Here is a 25,911-nt window from a genome sequence, read left to right as displayed (position 1 = left end):
CGAGCCGATCAAGCGGGAGGGCGCGCGCCGACAGGGCGCCGAGCGGGCCGGCCTGGGCGGAAGGCGCATTCACGATGGGCTCGGTCCTTTACGCATCGAAGCCCGGTGCCGGAGACCCGGCGCCGGCTATTTGGCGAAGCCTTTGGACTTCAGGTAGTCGGCCGCAACCGTCTTCGCGGCCTCACCGCCGACCTGCACGCGGGCATTGAGCTTCTGCAGGGTTTCGAGATCGAGGGATTCGAAGACCGGCTTGAGGAGATCGGCGATCTTGGGATTCTCCTTCAGCACCGCCTCGCGGATGATCGGCGCCGGCGCATAGACAGGCTGGACGCTCTTGTCGTCCGCCATCACCACGAGGCCGGAGGGCGCGATGCCTCCATCCGTTCCGTAGACCATGGCGGCATTGGCCTTGTTGGTCTGCTCGGCCGCCGCCTTAATGGTCGCGGCGGTGTCGCCGCCCGAGAGCACGATGAGCTGCTCCGGCTTCATCTTGAAGTCGTAGGCCTTCTGGAAGGCCGGCAGCGCAGCGGCAGAGTTTACGAACTCCGCCGAAGCCGCGAGCACCACGTTGCCGCCGCCCGCCACCCATTTGCCGAAATCCGACATGCTGGCGAGCTTGTTGGGTCCGGCAACGTCCTTGCGCACCGCGATGGCCCAGGTGTTGTTGGCCGGAGACGGCGTCAGCCAGACGATCTTGTTGGCGTCGTAATCGAGCTTCTTGGCCGTTTCGTAGCCCTTCGCGGCATCCTTCCAGACCGGGTCGTCGGCCTTGTTGAAGAAGAAGCCCGCATTGCCCGTATATTCGGGATAGATATCGATCTCGCCGGCCGTGATCGCCTTGCGCACCACAGGGGTCGCGCCGAGCTGGATCCGGTCCTGGGTCTTGATGCCATTGGCGCTCAGGACCTGCAGGATGATGTTGCCGAGAACCGACCCTTCCGTGTCGATCTTGGAGGAAACCACGACGTCGGCCTTGGCCGCGACCGCAGACAGGCCGAGGGCCGCAACGACGGCCAGAGAGTGCAGAACAGCTTTCATCGATCGACCCCTTCGGAGACTCCTTTAGTCCGGACACCTGTTTTAGGGCCTGTTTCGTTCTCCGACAGATCTTCTGCCAAGATTCTGGAATCCCCTTGTGGATAGGATCGACGCACGCAATCCCGCAGCCGGAGGTCCGGGCTGCAGGATCCGTGGCTTGTAGCGGTTAAGAGGGCCCGTCAGGCCGAAAGGCCGCCGTGGGGCTCCTGCGCGATGGTGAAGCGCACCTGTGCCTGGGGCCGGTGGTCTTCCGAGAGAGTGCGCCAGGTGCGCTCGGCCTCGTGGCGGCTCTCGAAGGGGCCGACCACCCGTTCGGTTCCCTGAACCAGCTGCTCGCAGTCGCAGGAGGTATATTCACCACCGACCACCCAGAAACGTGACTTTTGCATTGCCGATCTCCATTGCTGATAGGTTTGGGGTTCAAAGGATTCACTCGGCCGCCTGAAGCTTGGTCGAGCGCTGGAACTGGGCGGTCTCGGTCGAATCGCCCATGGCGGTCGTCGAGGACTTGCCGCCCGTGATGGCGAGCGAGACCTGGTCGAAATAGCCGGTGCCGACCTCCCGCTGGTGGCGCGTCGCCGTGTAGCCGTCGGCCTCCGCGGCGAACTCCCGGACCTGAAGCTCGGAATAGGCGCCCATGCCGCGCTCGCGATAGCCGCTCGCCAGGTCGAACATGCCGTAATTGAGCTGGTGGAAGCCCGCGAGCGTCACGAACTGGAAGCGGTAGCCCATGGCGCCGAGCTCGCGCTGGAACTTGGCGATGGTGGCGTCGTCGAGCTTCTTCTTCCAGTTGAAGGAGGGCGAGCAGTTATAGGCGAGGAGCTTGCCCGGATAGCGCTTGTGGACGGCCTCGGCGAAGGTTCGCGCATCGTCGAGATCCGGGTGCGAGGTCTCCCACCACAGGAGATCGGCATAGTCCGCATAGGCCAGGCCGCGGGCGATGCAATGGTCGAGGCCCGTGCCCTCCTTCAGGCGGTAGAAGCCTTCGGGCGTGCGGCTATCAGGCTCGATGAAGGGCCGGTCGCGCTCATCCACGTCGGACGTAATGAGGCGGGCGGATTCCGCGTCCGTCCGCGCCATGATGAGCGTGGACGTTCCCATGACGTCGGCGGCGAGCCGCGCGGCCACGAGGTTGCGCTCATGGGCGGAGGTTGGGATCAGCACCTTGCCGCCGAGATGGCCGCACTTCTTCTCCGAGGCGAGCTGGTCCTCGAAATGGACGCCCGCCGCGCCCGCTTCGATATAGGCCTTCATGATCTCGAAGGTGTTGAGGGGACCGCCGAAGCCCGCCTCCGCGTCGGCCACGATGGGCAGGAACCAGTCCCGCTGCGCGCCGCCCTCCGCATGCTCGATCTGGTCGGCGCGCTGCAGGGTGCGGTTGATGCGCCGGCACAGCTCGGGGCCGGAATTGGCCGGGTAGAGCGACTGATCCGGATACATGGCGCCGGCCACGTTCGAGTCCGCCGCCACCTGCCAGCCGGAAAGGTAGATCGCCTCGAGCCCGGCGCGGGCCATCTGCATGGCCTGGTTGCCCGTCATGGCGCCGAGGGAATGCACGTAGGGACGCTCCTGAAGAAGCCGCCACAGGCGCTGGGCGCCGCGCTCCGCGAGGGTATGGGCAATCGGCACGGAACCGCGCAGCCGCAGCACGTCCGCGAGCCCGTAGGGACGGCGGATGCCGTCGAAGCGCCCCGCGGGAGCGGCGGCTAAGAGCTCATCGAACGAGGCCGGGTTCTGAGGTGCGTTCATCGGGCGTCCTTTCATTTACAATCGTTGACAAATCCGGCCCGCCATCCACAATCTTCCCGGAGCGACAGGCTGCGCCTATCAGTAACGGCCGAGGAGCCGATGGTTTCAACGGTTGATTTTGGAAGAAAAGTCGACGTGTAAACACACGACAGGATGTACTCAGTAAATCTGTAAAGAAATTTACAAATGGACGATTCCCGGAAACTCTTCGTCGGCCCCCGCCTCAAGCGCCTGCGTCGCGACCTGAACCTGAGTCAGGCGGGCATGGCCGAGGAGCTTGGGCTCTCGCCCAGCTATCTCAACCTGATGGAGCGCAACCAGCGCCCGATCACGGCCCAGGTCCTGATCCGGCTTGCCGACACCTACTCGCTCGACCCGCGGGAATTCGCCACCGACGACACCGAGCGGACCGCCTCCGAGCTGGAGGAAATATTCGCCGACCCGCTGTTCCGCAGCACCCCCGTGCCGCGCCTGGAGCTGCGCGAAACGGTGGAGGCCGCGCCCGGCCTGATCGATGCGGTGAGCCGGCTCTACCGGGCCTATGTGGCCCTGCGCGGCGCCCGGGAGGCGCGCCCTCCCGAGGTCAGCGATCGGGACAGGGCCGAGGACGCGCCGCAGGACAACCCGGTCGACCGGGTCAGGCACCTGATCCAGGAAGCGAAGAACTATTTTCCGGAGCTCGACGAGGCCGCCGAGGCCTTGGCGTCCGACCTGCAGGTGACCGGACATGAGCCCTTCTTCGCCATTGCCGAGCGGCTGCGTGCCAAGCACGGCATCCGGGTGCGGGTCATGCCGGTCGACGTGATGTCGGATTCGCTGAGGCGCTACGACCACCACCGCCGCCAGCTGCTCATTTCCGAAATGGTCGATCCGCCGGGGCGCACCTTCCAGGCCGCCTATCAGCTCGCCTTCACGGAGATGCGGCAGTCCATCGACGATCTCTCGGCGCGGCTCGAGCCGACGGACGGCCCGGCCCGCCGGCTGCTCAGGGTCTCGCTCGGCAATTACTTCGCCGGCGCCCTGATGATGCCCTACGGCCGGTTCCACACGGCGGCCGAGGCGCTCGGCTACGACGTGGAGGTTCTGTGCGCCCGCTTCGGCGCGAGCTTCGAGCAGGTGGCCCACCGCCTGACCACGCTCGCCCGCCCGGGCGCCCGGGGCATCCCGTTCTTTCTGGTGCGGGTGGATTCGGCCGGCAACGTCTCGAAGCGTTTCTCGTCCGGGCGCTTCCCGTTCTCGCAATATGGCGGCACCTGCCCCCTGTGGAACCTGCATGCCACCTTCAAGTCGCCGGGCCAGATCGTGACGCAGATCGTCGAGCTTCCCGACATGTCGCGCTGGTTCTCGGTGGCGCGCGCAGTCCGGCGGGCCTCGACCGCCTGGGGCACGCCGGACCCTCAATTCGCCGTCGGCCTGGGCTGCGAGCTGAAATATGCCCACCGCCTCGTCTATGCCCGCGGCCTCGACCTTTCGGCGCCGGACCCGACGCCTATCGGCATCAATTGCCGCCTGTGCGAACGGGTCGCCTGCCCGCAGCGCGCGGCGCCGCCCCTGATGCATGCGCTGATCGTCGACGAGATGAGGCGGGGCGTCTCGCCCTTCGAGTTCGACCCCGCGTGATGCTCCGGTTCAGGCGATCTTCTCGGCAGGCCTCTGCGGATCGAGCCAGTGGTCGAGGAAACGGTCGAGCCAGAGCGACACCTGAGGGTCGTAGAGGAAGCGGCCCTCGATCTGCCGGGCACGATCCTGCGCACCGGGCATGGCCAGGCGCTCGGCTGCACGGACGGTCCAGCGGCAGATCATGGCGTGCGTGACCTCCGGGTGGAACTGCAGGCCATAGGCCGCCTGTCCGGCACGGATGGCCTGGGTCGGGAAATCGTCGCCGGTGGCGAGCGTGGCGGCTCCCGAGGGGCAATCGAACCCCTCCCGGTGCCAGTGGTAGACATGACTCGGCCAGGACACGCCCCAGGCCTCGCTCAGCGCCGTCCCGTCCTCCGTCGGAAGGAGTGGATAATAGCCGATCTCTGCCCGTCCGTCGGGATGCTCCCAGACGCGAGCGCCGAGATGCTTGGCCAGCATCTGCGCCCCGAGGCACAGGCCGAGATAGGGCTTGTTCTCCCGTAACGGCACGCGGATCCAGTCGATCTCCGCCTTGATGAAATCGTCCCCGTCATTGGCGCTCATGGGGCCGCCGAAGATGATCGCGCCCGCATGCTCCGCCAGGGTCTCGGGCAGGGGATCGCCATAACGGGGGCGGCGGATGTCGAGGCGGTGGCCGCGCTCCTGCAGGAGCCGTCCGACCCGGCCGGGGGTGGAATGCTCCTGATGCAGGACGATCAGGATCGGATCAGGCATGGAGCGCTTAGCCATGACTGCGGACCTGTTCCGGATCGCCGAGGGCGTCCCGCCGCGCATCGGCGAGTTCCGTTTCCGAGAGGCCGAGAAGCCGCCCCGTCCGCCAGATGAGATCATCTTCAAACTCGTGGATATTGCCGTCGACGGCCGCGATCCGGTAGGCGAGCGCCAGAAGGCGCGGCCGCTCGGTGGGCGGGATGTCCTGGACGATCCGGTCGATCAGGGTCGTTGCCGGGTCAGGCGCCGCATCGCCGTCGCGGGCCCGGGCCACGAGGCGCTCGACCTCGCTTTCCTCCAGGCCGAACCGCGCGCGCAGCGCTCTGCGCAATTCCTCCTCCTCGACCCTGAGGAGGCGGCCATCGGCCTGGGCGACGAGCGCCAGGAGCGCCGCTACGGTAAGCTGCTCCCCATGACCGTCTGAGCCCTCCGGAACGGCAGCCGGACCAAAGAACGCGCGAAGATGGGACAGGAAGGACATGGGACGATTATTCAGGATGGACGGCCCCCACGGCAAGAGCCCCTCACGAAAGGTGGCCTAAACGGAAGGGCCGGGGCGGCCCGGGTTATTGTGTCACAGGCCGGACCCTTGCGGCAAAATGCTTGCCTTGAGCTTGACCGCACCATGGCGCGAACCCGCAAGAAAAGGCTTGAAAAGCAAGGGGATCCACCCTCACTATCAGCCATAATGCCAAGCTTGCTGCAATGGATCGGGCTTTCCGGCTGCGGCCCGTGGCGGGGGGATCGGATCCATGCGCCGGAAGCATATTTGGGACTGGGCAGGAAGGTGCTACATGTAACCGATTCTCGGAATGCTTCCCGAGGTTTCGTTCCGGCGCCAATGCTTTGCAGAGGCGTCACCCTGTTAAAGAAAGTGATGCTGTGACCGAAAGTCTGACGAGCAGTGGCGACCTGAGCGGCCTGCGTATCCTGGTCGTTGAGGACGAGGCCGCGATCTCCCTGCTGCTGGAAGATATGCTGCTCGATTTCGGCTGCGAGGTCATCGGCCCGGCGGCCCGCCTGTCGGCTGCCCTCGATGTGGTGGCCCGGGAACAGGTCGACATCGCCATTCTCGACGTGAACGTGGCCGGGGAGCCGATCTATCCGGTAGCGGAGGCCCTTGCGCAACGCTCGATCCCCTTCGTTTTCTCGACCGGATACGGCAGCGCCGGCATCCGCGATGCTTTCCGGGATCGCCCTGTCCTGCAAAAACCCTTCGCGCAGAACGATCTCAAGCAGAAGCTCCTGCTCGCCCGCGGCGCGATCGCCTGAAACATTGCGCCTCTCCTGCCCGCTAGAATGCGATGCGCGGGGCATAGGAAGTAGTCTCGACCATAGATGAACGGTGTGATGGCCAAGTCGAGCCATGTCCGTGCACCACCTGCCCGCGTTTAGGATGTGCGGGAAAACACGGCCAAGATACACGTTATTCGCTTTCCAGTTATGTTATCCCAGAGTAAGCTTTGCCTTATCCCCGGATATATGTAACTCTGTTCCGCGAATGTCGATGAAATCCTGTCTCCGTTTCCTCACCGCGACGAGCGTGCTTGCGCTCTGCCTTACGGGCACCTCGGCCCAAACGCCCGTGCCGCGCCCCACGCCGGTGGCCGGATCCATCGTTGCCGCGAAGGGGGGCGAGGAGCTGCGCTTCGTGCGCGAGGATCTGTGGCGCGCCGCCGAGGTCCGGCAGGACGTGGTCGCCGGGGACGTGCTGCGCACCAACGGCATCGGCAACCTCGCGATCCTGTTCGCCGACCAGACCCAGATCCGCGTCGGCCGTAACTCGACCCTCACGGTCAACGAGGTCGCGAGCGCCACGAGCGGCACGACCGAACTCAGCCTCCAGTCCGGCACCGTCTGGGCGCGCGCCGCGCGCGGCGGAACGGGCGTGAACGTGAAGACCCCGGCCGCCGTGGCGGCGATCCGCGGCACGGACTGGTCCCTGTCCGTGGACGGATCGGGCAAGACCGCCCTGGTGGTGCTTGAAGGCGTGGTGGAGCTGAGCAACGCCCAGGGTTCGGTCACGGTCCGGCAAGGTGAAGGCGCGGTGGCGTCGATCGGCCAGGCGCCGACCAAGTACATCCTCGTCAATTCCGACGATCGCGAGCAGATGCTGTTCTACATGACGCTGCGCGATGCGTTCACGTCCCTGCCCACCTCCAACCTCACCGGCCCGGCCCTGCGCGCCGAGCGGGCGCGCATCGAGGCCGTGCCGCCCCAGGCCCGCCGGGCGGAGGACTGGCTCAGCCTGGCCGAGATCGCCCTCTATCTCGACGGGCGCACGGTCGCCGAGCAGGCGCTGGCGGAAGCTCGCAGCCGCGGCCTGAGTGCGTCTCAGCGCGCCCGCGCCGATCTGGTGGAAGGCGTTCTCGCCAGCCTCCAGCGGCGCTGGCAGGATGCGGCCGGCTCCTTCAGCCGGGCGGAGCGGGGTCTCGACCCCAAGCGCCGGACCATCGCATCCTTCGGCCGCTACATCTCCCTCTCGCTTGCCAATCCGAAAAAGGCCTATGCGGAGCCGCGTGCAGCCGGGAACGATCCTGTCGCGGCCCTTGCCCACGCCTACGTGGTCGCGTTCAAGCAGGACCTGGCCGCCGCTGCCGAGGTGGTTCGAGCCGCCGAGAAGCGCTTTCCCAACGATACCCGCATCGCCGTCGCGGCTGCGCGCATCGCCTTCGCGCTCAACCGGCGGGAGGAAATGCGGACCTCCATCGCCAGGGCCAAGGCCATCGACCCGGACGATCCGGACGTGATCGTCGCGGACAGCAGCATCCGCGGCGACATCGACGGAGAATACAAGGCCGCCGTCGGCGAGCTGCGCAAGGCGGCCGCCATCGCGCCCGGCCATTCCGACCTCTGGAACACCATCGGCCTGTTCGAATCGACCCGGGACGCTCCCCTGGCGGCCGAGGAGGCCCTGCGCCGCGCCATCGCGGCGGATCCGGACAACCCGGTCGCCTATGCCAATCTCGCGATCCTGCTCCTCGACCAGAGCCGGGTCGAGGAGGCGCGGGCGCTTATCGACAAGGCGCTCGCCCTCGATCCGAGCTTCAGCACCGGCTACATCGCCCTCGGGCGCTACCTGCTGCAGACCGGCGAGACCGCGAAGGGCATCGAGGCGATCCTTGCGGGATCGACCGCCAATCCGGCCTATTCGCAGGGGCTCCTCGCCACCGCCATCGCGTATTACCAGAACGGCGACGACACGCTCGCGCTCCAGGCCCTGGACAACGCGGATCGACTCGACCCGAACGATCCCGTCGTGTCCATCGCACGCACGGCCATCGCGCTCGACCAGTACAAGGCCGACGAGGCGATCCTCGCCGCCCGCGAGGCCGTACGCCGGTTCCGGCAGAGGGGCGGCGACTTCGCAGGCCTCGCGGTGAACCGTCAGGCCGGCTCCTACCCGGCCCAGGCCTATCGCTTTCTCGACCTGAACGAATGGGCCCGCTTCTACGGAGACAGGGTCTTCGATCCCTTCACGGCGTCGAGCTATTTCGACCAGGCGGTCGCGCGGCGTCCCACGTTCCTGACAACGCGTCCGCAGATTTCCTCGATCCTGAGCGACGATTCGGACCTGACGGCCTTCAACCTCTCGGTCCAGGGCCTGTTCTTCGATCCTCTTGCGGTCTCGGGCCGGGTCCGCCGCCAGGATCTTCTGCGCCGCCCCTTCGTGGACACGGAACTCGAAGGCAATCTGTTCGTCAGGGACAACCGGGTCGGATGGGGAGCGAGCGGCACCGTCCAGGGCTTCTCCAACCTGCCGCTGCCGACCTCGTTCTACCTCTCGGCCGGGCGGACGCAGATTGACGCCCGCGAGACGATCGACAAGGAGGCAGCCGACAACGCGTCCCTGTTCATCGGCATGGCGCCCTCGGCGGCTGACCGCTTCCTGATCTTCGGATCGGCCGTGAAGGTCGAGCCGCCGCTCCTGCGCATCGACCGGCCGACGCGCTATTACGCGGCCGATCAGGAACTGACCTCCATGCAGGCCGGCGCCGGCTGGAGCCACAGCTTCGCGGACCGGAACGTGCTCACGGCGGCGGTCTACGCCAATCGCGGCATCGACCGGCGCATCTCGGAATCGCTCAACGCCGACGTACCCTTCCTCATTCTGGCCGAGCGGCAATGGACCAGCGCCCGGACGGAAGGCGTCGTCGCGGCCGTCAACCATTCCGTGGCCTTCGGGGACCTCACCCTCCGCTACGGATACGAGGGCCAGTTCGGGCGCAGCTTCGCGGGCGCCTTCGGGCGCGCCGTGGTCTCCAGCCCGCTCGCGGATGAGCCCATCTCGACCGACACGGGCAACCGCAACGATGCGGACTTCAAGGCCAACCGGCTCTATGCGGACCTGTTCTGGCGCCCCTCCGACCGGTTCGAGGCGCAAGCGGGCGTGCAGCGCTCCTTCGCGGATCTGGGCACCGAGCGCTCCGACACCTCCGTGTCGCCACGCCTCGGCATCGCGGTTTCGCCTGTGGAGGGGCACTGGCTGCGCGCCGCCTACCGCCAGGACGGCATCCTGCCGCTCGCCTTCACGCTCTCTCCCATCTCCACGGTCGGGCTCGTGCCCAACGCCCTGCCGCTCGCGCTCGGCGGACGGATGAACACCCTGGCCCTGCGCTGGGACGCGGAATGGACGCCCCATATCTTCACGGCGGTCGAATACCAGCGCCAGGACGTGCGCCAGCTCGACCTGCCTCTGTCGAATACCTTCGACTCCCTGTCGGTCGGCAAGGCACGTATCGAGCGCCTCGCGGCGACCGCCAATCTCTGGCTCGGCTACGGCATGGGCGTGTTCGGTACCGTGGGCGTGACCAACACCGATGTTCGCTCGGAGGAAGCTCCGGGGCTCGACGTGCCCTTCGTGGCCGGGCATTTCGCCCGGGCCGGAATCACCTTCGTTCATCCGAGCCGGCTGAAGCTGACCCTGGCGGAGACCTTCGTGGGCGACCGCACGGGCAATCTGGCCGGGACGCGGCTGGACGATTACTGGACGACCGATGCGTCGATCACTTGGGAAACGCCGGACCGCAGGCTCCTCGTCGGCTTCACGGTCGTCAACATGCTGGATCGCGACTACGAGATCGCGCCCGGCGTGCCCGGGCTCGGCCGGACCTTCGCGGCAACCATGAAGGCGCGCTTCTAGGGTGAGCACGGGAGCGGCTCCGGCGGAGCAGGATGGCCCCGGGGCGATGGCAAGCTGGCGTCACTACGCCATCGCGCTCATCGTCGCGGCCCTGCTGGTGCCGTTCTCGTTCTTTTCGCCGTTCCGGCTTGTCGAAGACCGTCTCTACGACCTGTTCTCGACCCTGGCGCCGCCGCTTCCGCAGGAGCCGGGGGTCGTCATCGTGGCGATCGACGAACCGTCCTTCTCGGAGATCGGCCAGCGCTGGCCCTGGCCGCGGGACCTGCATGCCCGTCTGATCGAGAAGCTCAGGGAAGCGGGCGCGAAGGTCATCGCCCTCGACATCATTTTCGCCGAGCCCTCCTCGGAGGAAGCCGATGGCCGCCTCGCCGCCTCCGTCGGGCCCGACGTGATCCTTGCCGCAGATGATGTGACGACGCCCCTCGAACAGGGGACGCAGACGACGCGGGTCAATCCCATCGACCCGTTCCTCGATGCGGGCGCCCATCCGGGCGTCACGTCCGTGGATCTGGACGGGGACGCCTATCTGCGCCGCCTGCCTCACCTGGAGGACGGTTTCGCCGCAGAGGCCCTGCGCCTGGCCGGGCAGAAGGCCCCTCCTCCGCCCGAGGGAGCGTTGATCCAGTATTTCGGCCCGCCGCGGACCTATCCGACCGTCTCGTATTACCAGGCGCTCGACCCGCAGGCCTTCCTTCCGCCCGGGCGCTTCAAGGACAAGATCGTCTTTATCGGCCTGAGCCTGAAGGCCGCCACATCGGCGGATAGCGGCGCACCCGACGCCTTCGCGACGCCCTATACCCTGCTCAGCCAGAGCCTGACGGCCGGGGTCGAGGTCCAGGCGACGATCCTCGACAACCTGCGGCACGGGCTCTACGCGGTCCCGGTCTCGCGCCCCGCCATGGCGGGGCTCGTCCTGGCGGCGGCCGTGCTGGCGGCCCTTTTGTGCCGCAACGGCATGTCCGCCCGAACCATCGCGGTCGCGGCCCTCACCCTCGCGCTCCTCTTGGCGGGCGCCTGGGCACTGCTGCGCTTCGGCCGGGTCTGGGCGCCGCCTGCCCTTCCGGTTGCGGCGGCGCTCGGGGTCTTCGGCGCGCGCTTCGGGCTCGATTATGCCCGCGAGCGGCAGCTGCGCCATGCGGTATCGGAGGCCTTTTCGCGCTATCTCTCGCCGGATCTCGTGGCGCAGCTCGCCCGCAATCCTTCCGCGCTCAAGCTCGGCGGCGAGCGCCGCAACCTTTCGGTCCTGTTCTGCGACGTGCGCGGCTTCACGACCCTGTCCGAGCGCCTCAAGGACGAGCCCGAGCGGCTGACCGGGCTGATCAACCGGCTGCTCGATCCGCTCTCGGAGGCGGTGCTGACCGAGAAGGGCACCATCGACAAGTACATGGGCGACTGCGTGATGGCCTTCTGGAACGCGCCGCTGCCGAGCCCCGACCATCCCGCGCGGGCGGTGAGCGCGGCCATGCGCATGCTGGAGGCGGTCGGCCGGCTGAACGCAACCCTGCGGGACGAGGAGGGCGAGGGCGCACCGTCCTTCGCCATCGGGGTCGGCATCAACACGGGCGACTGCGTCGTCGGCAATGTGGGCTCCCGCTGGCGCTACGATTATTCGGTGCTCGGCGACACTGTGAACCTGGCCTCGCGGCTGGAAAGCCTGTCGAAGGAATACGGCGTCTCGCTGATTCTCGGCCCTGCCACGGCGGAGGCTGTCCGGGACCGCTACGCGCTGATCGAGCTCGACCGGATCGCCGTGCGGGGACGCGCGGAAGCCTCAGCCATCTTCACCGTCGTGGCGCCCCTGAGCGGCAGCCCGAACCCGGCCCTTGCCGAGTTCTTGGAGCGGCACGCTCTCCTGCTGAGCGAGATGCGGGCCGGCCGCTCCGCAGAGGCCCTCGCCCTGGCGGAGGCCTGCGAGGCCCTGATGCCGGCTTTAAAAACCTATTACGGGCGCATCCGGCAGCGGCTCTCCGTCGTCTCGTGAGATTGCGCGCGTTCGCGCCGGGAACGGACAAGACACGCTCTTGCAAGCGATTTGCAAAGGGAAACAATGGCTTGCGTCCGCCGCAGAGCCCCCTATAACGTCCCCCTGCCCTCCTGACCTCGAGACCGTGACGCGATGGACAAGATCCAAAAACTTGCCATTGGCAGCATTTTCATCGGCGCCATCGTGTTCGCCCTGAAATTCGCCGCCTATTACCTGACCGGCAGTATCGCGCTCTATTCGGACGCCCTGGAGAGCACCATCAACATGGTGACGGCCGTGGCGGCCCTGATGGCCGTGCGGTTCAGCGCCCAGCCGGCGGACAAGAACCACCCTTACGGCCACCATAAGGCCGAGTATTTCTCCGCGGTGCTGGAGGGGGTCCTCATCATCGTCGCGGCCCTGATGATCCTGCACGAGGCCTATTCGGGCCTCATGCGCCCGCGAGTGCTCGACATGCCGCTCACGGGGCTGGGCGTGAACGCCCTCGCGACCTTCGTCAATGCCGTATGGTCCTGGATCCTGATCAAGAACGGGCGCCGGATGCGCTCCCCCGCCCTGGCGGCGGACGGGCATCATCTCCTGACCGACGTCTACACCTCCGTGGGTGTCCTGGCAGGCCTCCTGCTCGTTCCGCTGACCGGCTGGCAATGGCTCGATCCCGCCATGGCGGCCCTGGTGGCCGTCAACATCCTCTGGTCGGGCTGGGGCCTCATGAAGGAGAGCATCGGCGGCTTGATGGACCAGGCGGTGCCGGAGGAAACGCTGGCCCGGGTGCGGGAGGTCATCGCCGTCAATGCGGAGGGCGCCATCGAAGCGCACGACCTGCGCACCCGCCATGCGGGCCGGGTCATCTTCATCGATTTCCACCTGGTGGTTCCGGGAGCCATGAGCGTCACCGACGCGCACGATATCTGCGACCGGATCGAGCGTGCGCTGAAAGCGGAGGTCAGCCACGCCCTCATCACGATCCACGTGGAGCCCGACGAAAAGGCGAAGCACGCCGGCATCGTGGTGCTGTCATGAACGCCAGAAGCGCCGCTCGCTTTCGTCCTTGAGGAGGCCGCCCGCCTCCAGGGCGGGAAGCAGGTCCTGCGCCGCGACGGGAGGGCAGAAGAGGAAGCCCTGCGCCTCGTCGCAGCCCCGGGCCTTCAGCCATTCCACCTGCTCGTCCGTCTCGACTCCCTCGGCGACCATGCGCTTGCCGAGGGCCCGTCCGAGCGCGAGGATCGCCTCCACGACCACGGCACCCTGCGGGGAACCGATCTCGTGGATGAACGACCGGTCGATCTTCAGGGTGTCGATCGGCAGCCGGTTCAGATACGAGAAGCTCGAATAGCCGGTCCCGAAATCGTCGAGCGCCATGGAGAACCCGGCCTCCTTGAGCAAGTTCAGGCCGGCCGTGATCCCGGGCTCCGGCTCGACGAGGGTGCTTTCCGTAATCTCGAGCTCGACCTGGGACGGATGGATTCCGTATTGCGCCGTCAGGGCCCGCAGCACCGTGTAGAAATCGTGCCGCCGGACCTGCACGGGCGAGACGTTGAGCGACACACGAACGCCCCTGAGCCCGATCGAGCACCAGTGCCGAAGCTGGCGGCAGACCTGCTCGACCACCCACCGTCCGATGGGGACGATCAGGCCTGTTTCCTCCGCGATTCGGATGAAACGGGACGGAGGGATCAGGACGCCCGAGCCCTGAAGCCGCACGAGAGCCTCGACCGCAACGACTCGGTGGGATGAAAGGTCGATGCGCGGCTGGTAATGCAGCGCGAAGGCATCCGCCCTGACGGCCTGCCGCAGAATGGCCTCCATATCGGTCCGCTCGCGGACCTGCTCGTGCATGGACCGGGAGAAGAACCGATAGCTTCCCTTGCCGCTGGCCTTGACCTCGTAGAGCGCCACGTCGGCCGCCTGCATCAGGGTGTCGCTGTCGTGCCCATCATGGGGGTAGAGGCTCACCCCGAGGCTGATTCCCACATGGATCGGCTGGCTCACGCCCTCCAGGTGGAAGGTCTCGCCGATAGACGCGATGACCCGCTCCGCGATGGCGGCCGCAGCCGTCGCATCCGCCACGCTGGGCAGGAGAATGCCGAACTCGTCGCCCGCCCAGCGGCTGACGAGATCGCCTTCCCGCACGCAGGCGCGAAGGCGCTTGGCGACCTCTTCGAGAATCCGGTCGCCCATGCCGTGCCCGAGCGTATCGTTGACGAGCTTGAGACGGTCGAGATCTCCGAACAGGACGGCCACGGCCCCGCCACCCGCTTTCCGGGACCGCGCGATCGCCTGGTCGAGCCGAATTCGGAACAGGCTGCGGTTCGGCAGCCCCGTGAGCGCATCGTGGTGGGCGAGAAAGGCCAAACGGGACGTGAGCGCCCGGTGCTCGGTGACGTCATGGATCACCAGCACGCCGCCCACGACGGCGCCGCGCCGGTCGCGGATCGGCGCAGCGGTCTCCTCGACCGGAATGGTGGTCCCGTCGCGCCGCTTGAGGAGCGTATTGCGCCCGAGCCAGACCGGGTCGCCGGGGATGAGCGTCCCGTCCTCCACGTCGCGGCTCGCCTCCCCTGAGGCGACGACCCGGAAGACTTCATGAAGCGGATGGCCGAGAGCCTCGTCGGACGTCCACCCGGTCATCGCCTCGGCGACCGGGTTGAGCGAGGTGACGCGCCCCTTCACGTCCGTCGTGATAACCCCGTCGCCGATGGAGCGCAGGGTCACCTGGGACAGCTCGTGCTCCCGGAAGAGCCGCTCCTCGGCGATCTTTCGGTCGGTGATGTTCTGGACCTGCGTCACGAAGTAGAGCGGCGTCCCCTGCGCGTCACGCACCAGCGACGAGCTGATGATCGCGTGGACCTCATGGCCCTGCTTATGGATGTAGCGCTTCTCCATGGTGTGCCCGAGCTTCGTGCCGGCCAGCATCTCCTTGATGGAGCCGTAATCCTCCGCGAGGTCATCGGGATGGGTGATGGCCGGGAACGAGAGGGCGGAAAGCTCCTCGGCCGTGTAGCCCAGCATGTCGCAATAGGTCCGGTTGACCTGGAGATAGCGGCCTTCCGGGCTGACGATGGTCATGCCGATGCCCGAGGACTGGAAGGCGCCGGAAAAGCGCATCTCGCTTTCCTTGAGCTGCAGCTCAAGGGCACGCCTCTGGCTGATGTCCAGGACGAGAACGAAGAAGCCCCGAATGGTGCCGTCCTCCGCCCGGTCCGGAGAATAGCTGCCCTGAACGTAGCGGGGCCCCGTGAGGGTCGTCAGGGATTGTTCGTAGATGATCGGCTCGCCGGCCAGAACCCGATCGATATAGGGCTTGAGGACCGCATAATTCACCTCGCCGACGATCTCCAGGATCGTCCGCCCCTGCACCTCGGACGGGTCGACGCCGTACCATTCCTTGTAGGTATTGTTGGTGAACAGATAGCGTTCATGACGATCGATATACCCCATCAATGCCGGGACATTGTTGAGGATGGATATTCCGAGAAGCTGCGACACCGTTTTTCGTACTTCTTCACGCTCGACCGGCAGGAACCTGGAGATTACAGGATGCGAAGGCTCTGGCCAGAGAAGATGACGTAACGGAGCCTGCTTTCCATCTTCCCGCCCCGGAAAGTTCCCGACCGACGACGCGCGGCATGATCGGCGGGTCCGCAGCCCCCGCGCGAGATGGGTCGATATCGGCCTGGAAACGGATTGTCGGGGAAATGGTGCCGCAAGAGGGATTCGAACCCCCGACCCCCTCATTACGAATGAGGTGCTCTACCAGCTGAGCTATTGCGGCGACGCGGTCGTTCGACCGGAGTGGGGTGCCTCATACCCTCCCGGCCTGCGCTTGGCAAGGGCTTGCCGGGAGGATTAGCGATTGAGTTTTGCGGTCCGCCCTACCAGAGGGAAAAGACGCTGCGGCGGGCGGGAGCCGCCTCGTCCTGCGGCCGGGGCACGTCAGGCGGGGTGGCTGGGAACACCACCGGCTCGGGCTCGGGCTTGGCCGCGGGCGGCTTGGGCATGGGTGGCTCCGGCATGGGTGGCTTGGGCGTGGGCTGCTCCCCTTCGGACATGACCGGGGACATGGCCTCCGCGGGCTCGGCGATTTCGGCGATGCCCGTCTCGGGCCCAGGCGTGGCCTCCTGTTCCTCGGGCAGCGGCAGGGCCTTCTGCGTGTCGTCGAGATCAGCCGTCACGTCGTCGCTCAGGGCGATCTCGGGGGCTACCAGCACATCCGGAGGGGCGGCCCAGACGAAGGCGTCGAGGCGGCCCGTCACGGGGGAGATCGGTGCCCAGCGATCGGCCACGATACCGTCGGCTATCCAGGCGGGATCCCGCGGGGCGCGGGTCGCGCGGGCAAGCCATTCCCGCCCGCGTCCGGTCGAGCCGTGCTCGGCCTGCTCCAGGTCAGACATGAGTAGGCAGACCCGCATGGTGGGACGCTCCGCCAGGAGCGGCTCCAGGGCCGTCCGGGCCCGCTCGAACTCGCGTGCTTCGAGGGCGGAGCGAGCCACCGCGAGCCTGCCCTCGGGAGCGCTCTGGGACAGCCGCTGGAGGGTCTCGGCGCGCTTCAGTCGGTCGAGGGCGGAATCGCCCGGTCGCAGGTTGAGATAAACCTCGGCAAGGTCCGGATGGGGCTGCTGACGCCATGCGGCCTCCACCACCTTGGCGGCCCGGCGCAGGTCGCCCCTGTCGGACAGGAGCTTTCCGGCAAGGGCCGCGGCCGGGATGAGCGTGGGGGAAAGCCGCAGGGCGTCCTGGGCGCTGCGCAGCGCTCCTTCCCGGTCGTGCTCGACCCGGTCGAGGGCATCGGCAGTCAGCAGCACGGCCCGGTGGCGCTTGGCGGTCGCCTTGTCGACGAGGCCGAGGGAGGCGCGGCGTTCTACCGCCTCCAGGGCTCCGCGCCAGTCGCGCCCGGCGCAGCGCGCCTCCAGGATCGCGTCGCTCGCCCAGGTGGCGGCGGGCGCAAGGCGGACGGCCTCGGCGGCATATTCGTGGGCAGCCGGGGCATCGCCGCGCCGGCGCGCTTCCACGAAGAGACCACGCAGGCCGAGCACCCGGGTCTCATCCTCCTCCATCATCTGCGTGAAGGCCGCCTCGGCGGCCGAGCGGTTTCCGGAGACCTGCGCCGCCTGGGCCTTGAGCAGAAGCGTCAGGGGCTCGCGGCCGAGCAGCCTTTCGGCCTCCCCGGCATAGCGGCGGGCCGCGATGGGATCGCCCGCGCCCACGGCCACCATGCCGCGGGACACGGCCTGATAGCCCCGTGCCCGACGCCGGGCGCGGGACGCGAAGGTGAGGCGCGACGGAAGGCGCAGGATGGTCGTGACCCCGGCCCAGAGCAGGGCAAGGCCGAGACCGATGCCCGCGAGGGCCACGGCCGCGACCGCCACCGAGGTCCGCATCTCGTACCCGCCGAAGGTGACGAGGACCGTGCCGGGCCTGTCCGCCAGCCACACAGCCCCGAAGGCTGCGACGCAGAGAAGACCGATGAAGACGAGAGCGCGCCACATGATGCTGGCCTGATCCTTATTGCTGCGTCTGGGGAAGGGCCGAAAGGGCGTCGTTCGCCTCGGCCTGAACGGCCGCCTCGGCCTCGGACACGGCCTTTACGCTGCGCCCCCAATCCTCGGACAGGCGCCGGGACGGTTCCGGCAGGCTCTGCCAGGCGGCAGCGGCCTCCGCCATGTTCCCGCGGCCGAGGGCCCGGTCGATTCGGGCGAGCACCGCCGGCACGCCCGTGCCGTCCGCCTCGCCGACCGGCCGGATGGTGACGACCCGGTCCGCCATGCGCCAGAGCCGGTCGCTCCAGCTTCCGTTTCCGCTGCCCCGGTCATCCCGCAGGATCGCGGTGCGCACGGGCTCGAAGCTCTTCGCGAGTTCCGCGGCGGTCGGCGCGCCCTCCTGGGCATAGGGGCGCAGAGGGGCGAGCCGCCCCGGATCCTTCGACAGCCGTTCGAGCGCCGACAGCGCCTCCGCATAGGGAGCGCCCCGCCGCAGGGCATCGCCGAGGCGGGATGCGAGCGACAGACGGATTCCCGCGAGCGTCGCCGCATCGGGTCCATGCCCGACCTGCTGGGCAAGCTCCGCAAGCCGCCTGTCGCTCTCCTCCAGCCGCCCGTTCAGGGATTCGATCGCCTGCTGCGAGGCCTCGGCGGAGCGGCCTGCCTGCTGGGCAGCCTGCGCCTGAGCCTGCATCTGCCCCTCCAGGGCCGCGAGCCGGTCCGTGAGGTCCTTCACGGCTCCCTCGTCCTGCGGGGCGGCAGCCTCGGGAGCGGGCCGGTTCAGGGCCTCGCCTGCGCGGGCCTCGGCCTGCTGGGCGGCGGTCTCGGCCGCCTTGAGCCGGCCGTCGAAAGCGGAGCGCGCCTCTTCGAGGGCCTTGAGACGGTTCTCCAGCCCCTGCGTGGCCGTGGAGGGCTGGCCGAGCGCCGACACGCGCTGCTCGAGCTGCGCCAGGCGCTGGTCGTCCTGCCCGGTGGGGGCTTCTTGCCGGGTCAACCCGTAGACGAGGCCCGCACCCACGAGCCCGCCGACCACGCCGGCCCCGAGGAGAGCGGCCAGCGGCATCTGCCGCGACGGCTGAGGCTCGGGAGGCGGCGGAGGCTCGCTCCCCCGGTCGCCGAAACCAGCGGCCTCGGTCCGAGGGCTTTCGGGATGAAGATGCTCAGGTTGAGGATTCTCGGGCTGAGGACTTTCGGGCTGAGGATCTTCAGGCGGGGGATTCACGGATTGAGGGTCCCCGGCTCCTGCGGCGATCGAATCGGCGGCGCTTCCGGACTCGAGGGGAGCCTCGGTCTCGGCCATGGCCTCGCTCACCAGCCGCTCGGTCTCGCCCTCCGACGGCTCGCCCGGGCGGCCGTCATCGACGACCTTCGCTTCGAGATCGATGGTCGCGGGCTCGCGCCGGGGCTTCCTGCGGGAGGATTTCGGGGACTGGGAGTCAAAGGAATCGGTCACGGGTCACTCTTGATAAACAAATGAGGCAAGCTTGAGCACGGCCATTCGTTCCCTCGCAGGGGGATTCTAGAGGAAGAAGGCGCGGGCGTCACCGGAGCGTGGCCAGAAGCGCCTCCTCGTCGGGTCGGGAGGCCACCCGAACCGGCAGATCCAGGGCCTCGAAGGGGGCCGCCACATCGGGCGAGAGACAGAGATGGACGGGAGCGGAAAGGGTCGATGACAAGTGCGCCTCCTTCGCCAGGCGCAGAAAAAGCTCCGCGCCGCGCCGGGAATAATGGAGCACGGCTCCTGTCCGACCAGCCCGCATGTCCGCAATGGCACTCTCCGGGAGGCGTTCGGCGGCCGCGGCCTCATAGGCCTCCCAATGCACCACCCGGAACCCGGCCGCCTGCAGGGACAGGGCGGGCTCCTCCTTGTGGTGCCGGGCCGTCACATGGAGCAGGACCCGGTCCGGCGGCAGGCTCCGCCGGATGAGGCCCGAGAGGGAGACCGCATCGCCATCCGCCACCGCGACCGTGGAAAAGCCCGCCTGCCGCACGGCACGGGCCGTCCGCTCCCCGACCGCGAAGACCGGGAGCGCCTTGTCGGCGATGGACCTGATGGCCTCTTCCGCATGGGCACTGGTGACGATCAGGGCGTCCCACGGCCCGGCAGGCCTGGGATCGCCCGTCGGCACGATGCGGGTGATGGGCGCAATGACCGGCTCGTGGCCCAGCGCCGCGATCCGCCGGGCGGTGCGCCCGGCATCCTCCTCGGCGCGTGTGACGAGAACCCGCATCAGGCGCCGAGGAAGCCCGCCGGCATGCGCGCGCGCAGGTCGAGCCCGGCCTCGCGGCCGAGGGCGGCGGCATCCGCCGGTGCGCCGCGGCGCAGGACTTCCAGGCTCTCCGACCCGTCCGGCCGCAGCACCATGCCCCGGAACTCGATCTCTTCCCCGACGAGGCGCGCATGGCCCGCGATGGGCGTGCGGCAGGACCCGTCGAGGACCGTCAGGAAGGCCCGCTCGGCCGCAAGTGCGTGACCGGTCGCGACGTCGAGGATCGGCCGGATCGCCTGCTCCACCCGCTCATCCCCCGTGCGGATCGTGATGGCGATGGCCCCCTGCCCGACCGCCGGCAGGAAATCCTCCACGTCGAGGACGGCCGAGACATGCTGGGTCAGGCCGAGGCGGCGCAGCCCCGCCATGGCCAGGAGCGTGGCATCCACCTCGCCCCGGTCGAGCTTCTCCAGGCGCGTCTCCACGTTGCCGCGCAGGAGTGTGACTCTCAGATCCGGCCGCAGGCGACGGATTTCCGCCTGGCGCCGCAGGGACGCGGAGCCGACCACAGCCCCTTCGGGCAGGTCGCGCAGGCTTGCGGCCCGGCGGCTGATGAAGGCGTCGCGCACGTCCTCGCGGGGCAGGTAGCCGACGATGACGATGCCGTCCGGCAGGACTGTAGGGAGATCCTTGGCGGAATGGACTGCGAGGTCGATGGAGCCGTCGAGGAGCGCGATGTCGAGCTCCTTGGTGAACAACCCCTTGCCGCCCGCCTCCGAGAGGGCCCGGTCCTGGATCCGGTCGCCGGTCGTCTTGATGACCTCAAGGGGCAGGCGCTCGGGCGCCAGCCCATGGGCTGCGCTCAGGCGTCTCTGCGTCTCGTGGGCCTGGGCCAGCGCCAGCGGGCTGCCGCGCGTGCCGATGACGAAGGCGGATGAATCGGCCATGTCGGGCTGTGCTCTCCTTGAAGATGAAATCTCGGTGTTTGATCTTGGACGGCGCGGCGGACTATAGGGGGAGGAGAGGCGGGCCGTGAAGCCCGAAAGATCATGTTCCAACTGAATGACGGAACGGGCGCGGCGGGCTTCCGCAGCGCGCTCCGTCGCTCCAACACGGCGTGACCGACCATGCGCATCCTGGGCATCGAGACGACCTGCGACGAAACCGCCGCCGCCGTGGTCGGGGTGGGCTTCGACGGGCGCGGTGAAATCCTGTCCAACGAGGTCCTGAGCCAGATCGCCGAGCATGCCCGCTATGGCGGCGTCGTGCCGGAGATCGCGGCCCGCGCCCATGTGGAGGTGATCGACCGCCTGGTGGCGCGGGCGCTCAAGAACGCCAACTGCACCATCAACGACATCGACGGCATCGCGGCCGCCGCGGGGCCGGGCCTCATCGGCGGCGTCCTGGTGGGCCTGACCACCGCCAAGACGATCTCCCTCGTGACCCGCAAGCCTCTCATGGCCGTGAACCATCTGGAGGCGCACGCGCTCACGGCGCGCCTCACCGACGGCATCGGTTTTCCGTATCTCCTGATGCTCGCCTCCGGCGGGCATACGCAGCTCGTCGCCGTGAAGGGCGTGGGCGAATACGTGCGTCTGGGCACCACCATCGACGATGCCATCGGCGAGGCCTTCGACAAGGTCGCGAAGCTTCTGGGCCTGCCCTATCCAGGCGGCCCGCACGTGGAGCAGGAGGCCGCGAAGGGCAACCCCGAGCGCTTCGCCCTGCCCCGTCCGCTCATGGGCCGGCCCGAGCCCAACTTCTCCCTCTCGGGCCTGAAGACCGCGGTCCGCCTGGAGGCGGAGCGCATCGCGCCCCTGACCCAGAGCGACGTGGCCGACCTGTGCGCGAGCTTCCAGGCCGCCGTCGTCGACACGGTGGTGGACCGCACCCGGGCGGGCCTGCGCGCCTTCCGCGACATCGCCGGCCATCCGACCGCCCTCGTGGTGGCGGGCGGCGTGGCGGCCAACCAGGCCATCCGCCAGGCCCTGCAGCGGCTTGCGGTTGAGACGGGGCTTCGCCTCGTGGCGCCGCCGCTCTCCTTGTGCGGCGACAACGGCGCCATGATCGCCTGGGCCGGTCTCGAGCGCCTGCGTCTCGGTCTGATCGACGACATCTCCGCCCCGGCCCGGGCCCGCTGGCCCCTCGATTCGAGCCGGGACGAGGCCGGAGCGAAGGCGTGATGCGGATCGGCATCGCGGGTGCCGGGGCCTGGGGCACGGCGCTCGCCAATGCGGCGGCTCTTGCGGGCAACGAGGTGGTGCTGTGGATGCGCAGCGCCGAGCAAGCCGCGCTCCTGGCCGAAACCCGGATGAATCCGGGCTTCCTGCCGGGCGTTCCGCTCCATGAGCGGATCCGCCCGACCGCTTCCCTCACCGACCTTGCGGATTCGGGCGCGGTACTCCTCGTCACGCCCGCCCAGACCACCCGGGAAATGACCGCGGCCCTGTCCGCCGTGCTACCCGCCTGCACGCCGCTCGTGCTCTGCGCCAAGGGGATCGAGCGCGAGACGCAGGCTTTTTTGAGCGATGCGGCCGAGGCTGTCCGGCCCGGCAGCCCGCTCGCGGTCCTCTCGGGCCCGAGCTTCGCGGACGACGTGGCCCGCGGCCTTCCGACCGCCGTGACCCTGGCCTGCCGGGACGCCGCCCTCGCTGAGCGCATCGCCACTTCCCTCTCGGGCTCCACCTTCCGGGTCTATCACCGCACGGACGTGCGCGGGGTCGAGATCGGCGGCGCGGCCAAGAACGTGCTTGCCATCGCGTGCGGGGCGGTGGCCGGGCGCGGCCTCGGCGAGAGCGCCAAGGCGGCCCTCATCGCCCGCGGCTTCGCCGAACTTCTGCGCTTCGCCCGCGCCTATGGGGGCGAGGCCGAGACGCTCATGGGCCTGTCGGGCCTCGGCGACCTCGTCCTCACCTGCTCCACGGCGCATTCGCGCAATTTCGCCTTCGGCCAGCGCCTCGGCCAGGGCCTGTCGCCCGAGGAGGCCGCCGGCGGCAAGCTGGTGGAGGGCGCCACAACGGCCCGCGCCCTGGTGGCCCTCGCGCATGAAAGGAACGTGGACATGCCCATTGCGGAGGCGGTGGAGCGGGTCCTGAGCGGCGTCTCCACGATCGACCAGGCGGTCGATTCCCTCATGAACCGTCCCGTCAAATCCGAGCACTAGAAGGACATTCCATGGCCCATTGGCTCTACAAGTCAGAACCCTCTGTCTGGTCCTGGGACAGCCAAGTCGCGGAAGGCGACAAGGGCACCCATTGGAACGGCGTGCGTAACCATGTGGCCAAGCAGAACCTGATGGCCATGAAACGAGGCGAGCGGGGCTTCTTCTACCATTCCAACGAGGGCAAGGCCGTCGTCGGCATTGTCGAGGTCATCCGTGAATATTATCCCGACCACACGGACCCGACCGGCAAATTCGGCATGGTCGACATCAAGGCCGTCAAACCGCTGAAAAGGCCGGTCACGCTCGAGGAGATCAAGGCCGAGCCGACGCTCAAGGACATGATCCTCGTCAACAATTCCCGCCTCTCGGTGCAGCCCGTGACGGACGAGGAATGGGAGATCGTGTGCCGGATGGGCGGGCTTTAAGGCATCGCCTCATTCCGGGATGGTCCAAAGGACCAGGTCCGGAACCCATAAACTCAGCAGCTCAGGATAAGACGCACCAGTTCTCACAGCTCCTTATTCTGCATCGTCAGCGGTTATGGGTTCCGGGCTCGCCTGTGGCGCCCCGGAATGACAGCGCGGCTCAGCGAATCCTGGCCACGCTATCCGTCATCCCCAGGGAGAAGACCCAAAAACCCGTCAACGACCAAAGTGCGATCCTTCCTGGCTTGCCCGCGGCCTCTCTCTTTCCGTAAAGCTAGGATAAGAAGGCTGGAACTCTGGGAGAAGCGCCATGCAAGAGAAGATCTACGAGGTATCGCCCGAATGGAGCCGCCGCGCCTATCTGGACGAGGCGGGATACCGGGCGAAATACGCCGCCTCCGTGAAGGACCCGAATGCCTTCTGGGCCGAGGAGGCCAAGCGCATCCACTGGTTCCGGGAGCCGACCCGGATCAAGAACACCAATTTCGGCCCCGAGAACGTCTCGATCCGCTGGTTCGAGGACGGCACCACCAACGTGGCCTATAACTGCATCGACCGGCACCTCGAGACCCGGGGCGACCAGGTGGCGATCATCTGGGAAGGCGACGATCCGTCCGAATCGAGATCCATCACCTACCGTCAGCTGCACGACGAGGTGTGCCGCATGGCGAATGTCATGCGCAACCGCGGCGTCCAGAAGGGCGACCGGGTCACCATCTACATGCCGATGATCCCCGAGGCGGCCTATGCGATGCTCGCCTGCGCGCGGCTCGGCGCCATCCACTCGGTGGTGTTCGGCGGCTTCTCGCCCGATTCGCTCGCGGGTCGCATCGAGGACGCCAAGTCGGTCTTCATCGTGACGGCCGACGAGGGCCTGCGCGGCGGCCGCAAGGTGCCGCTGAAGGAAAACGTGGACGCGGCCATCGCCCGCGTCGGCGGCGTGGAGCATGTGCTCGTGGTGCGCCGCACCGGCTCGCCCGTGAACATGGTTCCGGGCCGGGACGTCTATTACGACGAGGCCGCCGAGATGGTGACGGCCGATTGCCCGGTGGAGGAGATGAACGCGGAGGATCCGCTCTTCATCCTCTACACCTCGGGCTCCACCGGCAAGCCGAAGGGCGTCCTGCACACCACGGGCGGCTATCTCGTCTGGGCCGGCATGACCCATCAATACGTGTTCGACTACCACGACGGCGACATCTACTGGTGCACGGCCGATGTGGGCTGGGTGACAGGCCACACCTACATCCTCTACGGCCCCCTCGCGAACGGCGCCACGACGCTGATGTTCGAAGGCGTACCCACCTATCCGTCGATCTCCCGTTTCTGGGAGGTGATCGACAAGCACAACGTGAACATCTTCTACACTGCCCCCACGGCGATCCGCTCCCTCATGCAGGCGGGCGAGGAGCCCGTGAAGCGGACCTCGCGCAAGTCCCTGCGCCTCCTCGGATCCGTGGGCGAGCCGATCAACCCGGAGGCCTGGGAATGGTATCATCGGGTGGTTGGCGATAGCCGCTGCCCCGTGGTCGACACCTGGTGGCAGACCGAGACCGGCGGCATCCTCATCTCGCCCCTGCCGGGCGCCATCGCGCAGAAGCCGGGCTCGGCCACCCTGCCGTTCTTCGGGGTCGTGCCGCAGGTGGTGGACTCCGAGGGCAAGGTGTTGGAGGGCGCCACCGAGGGCAACCTCGTCATCGCGGATTCCTGGCCGGGCCAGATGCGCACGGTCTACGGCGACCATGAGCGCTTCGTGCAGACCTATTTCTCGGCCTATCCGGGCAAGTACTTCACGGGCGACGGCTGCCGGCGGGACCAGGACGGCTATTACTGGATCACCGGCCGCGTGGACGATGTGATCAATGTCTCGGGCCACCGCATGGGCACGGCCGAGGTGGAATCCGCCCTCGTGGCGCATCCCAAGGTGTCCGAGGCCGCGGTCGTCGGCTATCCGCACGACATCAAGGGCCAGGGCATCTACGCCTACGTGACCCTGATGGCCGGCGAGACGCCCTCCGAGGACCTGCGCAAGGAACTCGTCGCCTGGGTGCGCAAGGAAATCGGCCCCATCGCGTCGCCGGACCTGATCCAGTTCGCGCCGGGCCTGCCCAAGACCCGCTCGGGCAAGATCATGCGCCGGATCCTGCGCAAGATCGCCGAGGACGAATACGGCAATCTCGGCGACACCTCGACCCTCGCCGACCCGACTGTGGTCGACGACCTGGTGACCAACCGCCAGAACAAGCGCACGCAGGCGGCCTAAGCGCCGCGCTGCTCTCCACTCCTGCGGATCTCGGGTGTATCCGGGATCCGTCTTTGTCTGCGCACGTCGGAAACATCCGACTTGCGTGGAAGAGGTGGAAAGGA

General features: G+C 67.9%; 19 protein-coding genes and 1 tRNA gene. 9 read left to right on the top strand and 11 right to left on the bottom strand.

All coding sequences use genetic code 11. From position 1 onward, the window contains the following. Positions 1-126: 126 nt before the first annotated feature. The 3 genes from C4E04_RS01855 to aceA all read right to left on the bottom strand — a co-directional run bounded on the left by C4E04_RS01855 (position 127) and on the right by aceA (position 2,787). Positions 127-1,038 (bottom strand): ABC transporter substrate-binding protein, encoded by a 912-nt coding sequence (locus C4E04_RS01855; protein WP_109594414.1) that lies wholly within the window; start codon positions 1,036-1,038, stop codon positions 127-129. Between the two features lie 179 nt (positions 1,039-1,217). Then, complete coding sequence (locus C4E04_RS01850) at positions 1,218-1,427, bottom strand: hypothetical protein (RefSeq protein WP_109594412.1); 210 nt, start codon at positions 1,425-1,427, stop codon at positions 1,218-1,220. Between the two features lie 40 nt (positions 1,428-1,467). Next, the gene (gene aceA / locus C4E04_RS01845; protein ID WP_109594410.1) at positions 1,468-2,787 is read right to left on the bottom strand and encodes an isocitrate lyase; all 1,320 of its coding nucleotides are present in this window, start codon (positions 2,785-2,787) and stop codon (positions 1,468-1,470) included. Positions 2,788-2,973: 186 nt separating this feature from the next. Here aceA and C4E04_RS01840 point away from each other — a divergent pair, with 186 nt between their 5' ends. Beyond that, positions 2,974-4,407, top strand: coding sequence for a short-chain fatty acyl-CoA regulator family protein (locus C4E04_RS01840; RefSeq protein WP_109594408.1), 1,434 nt, complete (start codon positions 2,974-2,976; stop codon positions 4,405-4,407). A 9-nt stretch (positions 4,408-4,416) separates the two neighbouring features. Here the strand turns inward: C4E04_RS01840 and C4E04_RS01835 are convergent, their stop codons facing one another. Both C4E04_RS01835 and C4E04_RS01830 read right to left on the bottom strand, forming a co-directional pair. Continuing rightward, the gene (locus C4E04_RS01835; protein WP_109594406.1) at positions 4,417-5,157 is read right to left on the bottom strand and encodes a glutamine amidotransferase; all 741 of its coding nucleotides are present in this window, start codon (positions 5,155-5,157) and stop codon (positions 4,417-4,419) included. Continuing rightward, positions 5,150-5,620, bottom strand: a complete 471-nt coding sequence (locus C4E04_RS01830) for a TerB family tellurite resistance protein (RefSeq protein ID WP_109594404.1) — start codon at positions 5,618-5,620, stop codon at positions 5,150-5,152. The genes C4E04_RS01835 and C4E04_RS01830 overlap by 8 nt, the downstream gene beginning before the upstream one ends. A 401-nt stretch (positions 5,621-6,021) precedes the next feature. Between C4E04_RS01830 and C4E04_RS01825 the strand changes: the two genes are divergently transcribed. The 4 genes from C4E04_RS01825 (at position 6,022) to C4E04_RS01810 (ending at position 13,289) form a co-directional block, all read left to right on the top strand. Next, positions 6,022-6,411, top strand: a complete 390-nt coding sequence (locus C4E04_RS01825; RefSeq protein ID WP_245416203.1) for a response regulator — start codon at positions 6,022-6,024, stop codon at positions 6,409-6,411. Between the two features lie 235 nt (positions 6,412-6,646). After that, entirely contained in the window at positions 6,647-10,282 is a 3,636-nt protein-coding gene (locus C4E04_RS01820; protein ID WP_162559236.1) for a tetratricopeptide repeat protein, read from the top strand. 46 nt (positions 10,283-10,328) lie between these two features. After that, a complete protein-coding gene (locus tag C4E04_RS01815; protein ID WP_174219244.1) occupies positions 10,329-12,263 on the top strand; it encodes a CHASE2 domain-containing protein in 1,935 nt (644 codons plus the stop codon). 135 nt (positions 12,264-12,398) lie between these two features. Further along, positions 12,399-13,289, top strand: coding sequence for a cation diffusion facilitator family transporter (locus C4E04_RS01810; protein ID WP_109594400.1), 891 nt, complete (start codon positions 12,399-12,401; stop codon positions 13,287-13,289). On the opposite strand, the gene C4E04_RS01805 is transcribed toward C4E04_RS01810, so the two are convergent. The 6 genes from C4E04_RS01805 to hemC all read right to left on the bottom strand — a co-directional run bounded on the left by C4E04_RS01805 (position 13,284) and on the right by hemC (position 20,903). Then, positions 13,284-15,755 (bottom strand): GGDEF and EAL domain-containing protein, encoded by a 2,472-nt coding sequence (locus C4E04_RS01805; RefSeq protein WP_109594398.1) that lies wholly within the window; start codon positions 15,753-15,755, stop codon positions 13,284-13,286. The genes C4E04_RS01810 and C4E04_RS01805 overlap by 6 nt on opposite strands. Before the next feature lie 210 nt (positions 15,756-15,965). Beyond that, positions 15,966-16,041: transfer RNA gene (locus C4E04_RS01800), tRNA-Thr, on the bottom strand. Between the two features lie 100 nt (positions 16,042-16,141). After that, on the bottom strand, positions 16,142-17,755 hold the full coding sequence (locus tag C4E04_RS01795) for a heme biosynthesis protein HemY (protein ID WP_109594396.1): 1,614 nt from the start codon (positions 17,753-17,755) through the stop codon (positions 16,142-16,144). A 16-nt stretch (positions 17,756-17,771) separates the two neighbouring features. Next, positions 17,772-19,199: a COG4223 family protein gene (locus C4E04_RS01790; protein ID WP_109594393.1), complete on the bottom strand. Its 1,428-nt coding sequence runs from the start codon at positions 19,197-19,199 to the stop codon at positions 17,772-17,774. Between the two features lie 88 nt (positions 19,200-19,287). Continuing rightward, positions 19,288-19,977: a uroporphyrinogen-III synthase gene (locus C4E04_RS01785; RefSeq protein ID WP_109594391.1), complete on the bottom strand. Its 690-nt coding sequence runs from the start codon at positions 19,975-19,977 to the stop codon at positions 19,288-19,290. Further along, entirely contained in the window at positions 19,977-20,903 is a 927-nt protein-coding gene (gene hemC, locus C4E04_RS01780; RefSeq protein WP_109594389.1) for a hydroxymethylbilane synthase, read from the bottom strand. Before hemC ends, C4E04_RS01785 begins: the two co-directional genes overlap by 1 nt. Positions 20,904-21,083: 180 nt before the next feature. On the opposite strand from hemC, the gene tsaD reads away from it, so the two are divergent. The 4 genes from tsaD to acs all read left to right on the top strand — a co-directional run bounded on the left by tsaD (position 21,084) and on the right by acs (position 25,807). Beyond that, positions 21,084-22,139, top strand: coding sequence for a tRNA (adenosine(37)-N6)-threonylcarbamoyltransferase complex transferase subunit TsaD (gene tsaD, locus C4E04_RS01775; RefSeq protein ID WP_109594387.1), 1,056 nt, complete (start codon positions 21,084-21,086; stop codon positions 22,137-22,139). Then, positions 22,139-23,119: an NAD(P)H-dependent glycerol-3-phosphate dehydrogenase gene (locus C4E04_RS01770; RefSeq protein ID WP_109594385.1), complete on the top strand. Its 981-nt coding sequence runs from the start codon at positions 22,139-22,141 to the stop codon at positions 23,117-23,119. Before tsaD ends, C4E04_RS01770 begins: the two co-directional genes overlap by 1 nt. 11 nt (positions 23,120-23,130) lie before the next feature. Beyond that, positions 23,131-23,544 (top strand): EVE domain-containing protein, encoded by a 414-nt coding sequence (locus C4E04_RS01765; protein ID WP_109594383.1) that lies wholly within the window; start codon positions 23,131-23,133, stop codon positions 23,542-23,544. A gap of 310 nt (positions 23,545-23,854) precedes the next feature. Then, positions 23,855-25,807, top strand: a complete 1,953-nt coding sequence (gene acs, locus C4E04_RS01760; protein WP_109594381.1) for an acetate--CoA ligase — start codon at positions 23,855-23,857, stop codon at positions 25,805-25,807. The last annotated feature ends 104 nt before the right edge of the window (positions 25,808-25,911 follow it).

Origin of the sequence: Microvirga sp. 17 mud 1-3 (genome assembly GCF_003151255.1) — a bacterium.
In the GTDB taxonomy this organism is placed as follows: Bacteria; Pseudomonadota; Alphaproteobacteria; order Rhizobiales; family Beijerinckiaceae; genus Microvirga.
The sequence above is the reverse complement of the archived record's forward strand: the minus strand, read 5'-3'. Positions and strand labels throughout refer to the sequence as shown.